The sequence below is a fragment of the Tardiphaga sp. genome, from assembly GCF_044340795.1.
Classification (GTDB): Bacteria; Pseudomonadota; Alphaproteobacteria; order Rhizobiales; family Xanthobacteraceae; genus Tardiphaga.
The window spans coordinates 1-4,231 of sequence record NZ_JBIISY010000372.1 but is presented as its reverse complement, the minus strand read 5'-3'; the positions used below and the strand labels follow the sequence as shown (position 1 = coordinate 4,231).

Below are 4,231 nucleotides of genomic sequence, written 5' to 3'. Positions count from 1 at the left end.
CCATCAGGACCACGCGCATGCGGTGATGGGTATCGCTGCGCTCAACCCATCCTACAACGATCCACTTTTTCACGATCCATTAACCCTCTGGCAACCGTAATGCCGCATCGATAAAAGCTTATCGATCCGCAGGATGCGCCCCCATGATCACTCGCGAACATCGCACCCCGCTCAGCGAATGGTGGTGGACCGTGGACCGCCTGCTGCTGGCGGCGATCGTCGCGCTGATGCTGGCTGGCGTGATCCTGTCGCTGGCTGCTTCCCCCCCGGTGGCGACACGCATCGGCCTCGACCCGTTCCACTTCTTCAACCGCCACATCCTGTTCATGCTGCCGTCGATCATCGTGCTGATCGGCGTGTCCTTCATGTCACCGCGGCAAATCCGTCGCTCGGCGCTGATCGTCTTCGCGCTGTCGGTGCTGTTGATCGTCGCGACGCTGGCCTTCGGGCCGGAAGTGAAGGGCGCCAAGCGCTGGATCACCATCCTCGGCATCAACATTCAGGCGTCGGAATCCGCCAAGCCCGCTTTCGTCGTCATCGCCGCCTGGCTGTTCTCGGAATCGATCCGCAAGCCTGACGTGCCCGCTACCTCGATGGCCGTGGTGCTCCTGATCATGCTGGTGTCGCTGCTGGTGATGCAGCCCGATTTCGGCCAGACCATGCTGATCCTGATGGCGTGGGGATCGCTGTTCTTCATCGCCGGCATGCGCATGGTCTGGGTGGCCGGCCTTGCCGGCGCCGCAGCGGGCGGATTGTTCCTCGCTTACTTCATGGTTCCGCACGTCGCCGGCCGTATCAAGCGCTTCATGGATCCGGCCTCGGGCGACACGTTCCAGGTCGATACCGCCATGGAAGCCTTCTCCAATGGCGGCTGGTATGGCCTCGGTCCGGGGGAGGGCATCGCCAAGCGCAGCCTGCCGGACAGCCACACCGACTTCGTCTTCGCCGTAGGTGCCGAGGAATTCGGTATCCTGCTTTGCCTCGCTCTGCTCGCGCTGTTCGCCTTCATCGTCATTCGCGCGCTGTCGCGGGCCTATGCCACCGAAGACATGTTCTCGCGCTTTGCCGCCACCGGCCTCGCGATCCTGTTCGGCGTGCAGGCGGCGATCAACATGGCCGTCAATCTGCACCTCATTCCTGCCAAGGGCATGACGCTGCCTTTCATCTCCTATGGCGGTTCATCGATGATCTCTCTCGCTTACAGTGTGGGCATGTTGCTCGCGCTCACGCGCATGCGGCCGCGCACCGAGATCGAAGCCATCGACGCGCAAGTCGCGCGCACATACGCGTGATGAGCAACGCTCCCCTCATCCTGCTCGCCGCTGGCGGCACCGGTGGCCATCTGTTTCCGGCGGAAGCGCTCGGCGTCGCGCTGATGAGGCGTGGCCTGCGCGTGCGCCTCGTTACCGATGCGCGTGCGCTGAAATATAGCGGGCTGTTCTCGCGCGACATGATCGATGTGGTGCCGAGCGAGACGGTGCGTTCGCGCAATCCGCTGTCGCTGGCACGCACCGGCGTGATGCTGGCTGCCGGCACGGCGATGGCGGTGAGCCTGATGATGCGTCAGAAGCCCGCCGCGGTGATCGGCTTCGGCGGTTATCCGACGCTGCCGCCGCTTTTTGCGGCAAGACTGTTCGGCATTCCAAGCCTGTTCCATGAATCCAACGCGGTGATGGGCCGTGCCAATCGGCTGTTGTCGAAGAAGGTCAGTGCGATCGCCACGTCGCTGCCCGGCGTGCTCGACCGCGATCCTGAACTGGCACAAAAAACCACGACCACCGGCACGCCGATGCGTCCGGCGATCCTCGCTGCGGCCGCCGTGACTTACAGCGCGCCTGATCTGACAGCGCCGTTCCGTCTGCTTGTTGTCGGTGGTAGCCAGGGCGCTCGCATCATGTCGGATATCGTGCCGCCGGCCATCGAGAAGCTCGAGCCGTCGCTGTGGAGCCGCATGATCCTGACGCAGCAAGTGCGTGAGGAGGACATGCCGCGCGTCCGGGCAATCTATGACCAGCTCAAGATCAAGACCGAGCTTGCGCCGTTCTTCAGCGACCTGCCGGCGCGTCTGGCGTCGAGCCATCTCGTCATCTCGCGGTCCGGCGCCGGCACTGTCGCCGAACTCGGGGCCATCGGCCGGCCGTCGATCCTCGTGCCGCTGCCGGGCGCCATCGATCAGGACCAGCATGCGAATGCGGGCGTGCTGGCGGATGCCGGTGGCGCCATCCGTATTCCGCAAAGCGAATTCACGCCGTTGCGCCTGGCTTCGGAAATCTCCGCGCTTGCCGGCGAGCCGGCGCGTCTCAACGAGATGGCCCGTGACGCACAGAAGGTCGGTCGGCTGGATGCAGCGGATCGGCTGGCTGATCTGGTGGTGAAGGTCGCGAAGATCTCGTGACGCGAGGCGACTACAGCCTCACATTCTCGGCCATGTAATCCAGAAACGCCCGCACGCGTGCGGGAAGTTGTCCGCCGTGACCGACGAAAACCGCATGGATGGGCTCGATATCGCCAGGATTGAACTGTTCGAGCACCGGCACAAGGCGACCCGCCGCGATATCCGCTTCCACATGAAAGCGTCCCACCCGCGCCAGACCCATGCCGGCGACCGTGATCCGATGCATGGCTTCGCCGTCGCTCACAAGTGCGTTGCCTGAGGGCATGACAGTGATCGTTTCGCCGTTCGGCAATTTGAATGGCCAGCCGCTCTTCCATTTGCCGAAGCAGAAATCGAGCAGATTGTGTTCCGCGAGATCGTCGGGCGTGGCCGGAGTGCCGCGCTCAGCGAGATAGGCGGGGGAGCCGACGACGACCAGCCGGCTCTCGCCGAGTTTTCGTGCGAGCAAACGTGACTCGCGCATATGGCCGACGCGGATCGCCACATCGGCGCGTTGCTCCAGCAGATCGACGACGAGATCGGTCAGCGTCACATCGACCTTGATCTCGGGATAGCGTTTCGCGAAACCCGGCAGCAGCGGCAGCAGGCAATGAAGCCCGAATGGGACGCTGGTATTGACGCGTAGCAATCCGCTCGGTGTCGCGCCAACGGCTGCCTCGCGCTCGGCGGCCGCCATCTCATCGAGGATGCGCAGGGCGCGCTCATAGAAGGCAGTGCCTTCCGGCGTCAGTTGCAATTTTCGCGTCGAGCGGTTGATCAGCCGGACACCAAGCCGCGCCTCCAGCCGCGCGACCAGCTTGCTGACGGCGGAGGGCGTCATCTGGAAGGCACGGGCCGCTGTGGAGAAGCCGCCGAGTTCGACCACGCGGGTAAAGACTTCCATCTCGCCGGAGCGATTGACGTCCAGTCGGCTCATTGTGAGTTCAGTTCACAAATGTTGTTCCTTCTAGAAGTCTATCTCATCTATACCGACCGGTCCATATCCGTCGCATCGAACCTCTATGCACGGATTTTGCCATGCCACTCGCACTCTACGCGCTTACCGCCGGCGCCTTCGGAATCGGCGTCACCGAATTCGTTATCATGGGTCTATTGATCGAGGTCGGCCGGGATCTCGGCGTCTCCATTCCCGCCGCCGGCTTGCTGATCTCCGGCTATGCGTTGGGCGTCGTGGTCGGCGCGCCGATCATGACCGTCGCCACCGGCCGCTGGCCGCGCAAGATGGTGCTGCTGGTGCTGATGGGTATCTTCACCATCGGCAATCTCGCTTGTGCCGTTGCCCCGGACTATTGGAGCCTGATGGCCGCGCGCGTGCTGACAGCTTTCGCCCACGGCACCTTCTTCGGCGTTGGCTCGGTGGTAGCCACCACGCTGGTGCCGGCCAACAAGAAGGCATCGGCGATCGCCGTGATGTTCACCGGTCTCACCGTCGCGAATATTCTCGGCGTACCGTTCGGCACATGGCTCGGCCAGCATTTCGGCTGGCGCGCGACGTTCTATGCCGTGACGCTTGTGGGGCTGCTTGCCCTCGCGATCATCGCGGCCTTCGTGCCGAAGGATCGCGAGAAGCCCGCAGCGTCGAACCTGAAGCAGGATCTGGCGGTGCTGGCGCGGCCGCAGGTGCTGATGGGTCTGCTGACCACGGTCCTGAGCTGGGTCGGCGTGTTTGCCGTCTTCACCTATATCGCGCCGATCCTGACGCGGCTCGCCGGCTTTTCCGACGCCGCAGTCTCACCGATCCTGCTGGTCTTCGGTGGCGGTCTGGTGATCGGCAATCTGGTCGGCGGCCGCCTCGCGGATCGCTGGCTGCTTCCCACGGTGCTCGGCAGCTTGCTG

At 63.8% G+C, this 4,231-nt stretch carries 4 protein-coding genes; 3 read left to right on the top strand and 1 reads right to left on the bottom strand.

The genetic code is table 11. The annotated features are described in order from the left end of the window. Positions 1 to 143: 143 nt before the first annotated feature. Positions 144 to 1,292, top strand: a complete 1,149-nt coding sequence (ftsW, locus tag ACIQ17_RS31575; RefSeq protein ID WP_398473464.1) for a putative lipid II flippase FtsW — start codon at positions 144 to 146, stop codon at positions 1,290 to 1,292. Then, on the top strand, positions 1,292 to 2,395 hold the full coding sequence (gene murG / locus ACIQ17_RS31570) for an undecaprenyldiphospho-muramoylpentapeptide beta-N-acetylglucosaminyltransferase (protein ID WP_398473463.1): 1,104 nt from the start codon (positions 1,292 to 1,294) through the stop codon (positions 2,393 to 2,395). Before ftsW ends, murG begins: the two co-directional genes overlap by 1 nt. Before the next feature lie 10 nt (positions 2,396 to 2,405). Here the strand turns inward: murG and ACIQ17_RS31565 are convergent, their stop codons facing one another. Next, positions 2,406 to 3,311: a LysR family transcriptional regulator gene (locus ACIQ17_RS31565; protein ID WP_398473462.1), complete on the bottom strand. Its 906-nt coding sequence runs from the start codon at positions 3,309 to 3,311 to the stop codon at positions 2,406 to 2,408. 101 nt (positions 3,312 to 3,412) lie between these two features. Here ACIQ17_RS31565 and ACIQ17_RS31560 point away from each other — a divergent pair. Further along, on the top strand, positions 3,413 to 4,231 hold an 819-nt coding region (locus tag ACIQ17_RS31560; protein WP_398473461.1), incomplete at its 3' end, for an MFS transporter.

Coding starts and splice junctions, on each gene's coding strand:
- ftsW (WP_398473464.1), top strand. CDS start 144: ATGATCACTCGCGAACATCGCACCCCGCTCAGCGAATGGTGGTGGACC.
- murG (WP_398473463.1), top strand. CDS start 1,292: ATGAGCAACGCTCCCCTCATCCTGCTCGCCGCTGGCGGCACCGGTGGC.
- ACIQ17_RS31565 (WP_398473462.1), bottom strand. CDS start 3,311: ATGAGCCGACTGGACGTCAATCGCTCCGGCGAGATGGAAGTCTTTACC.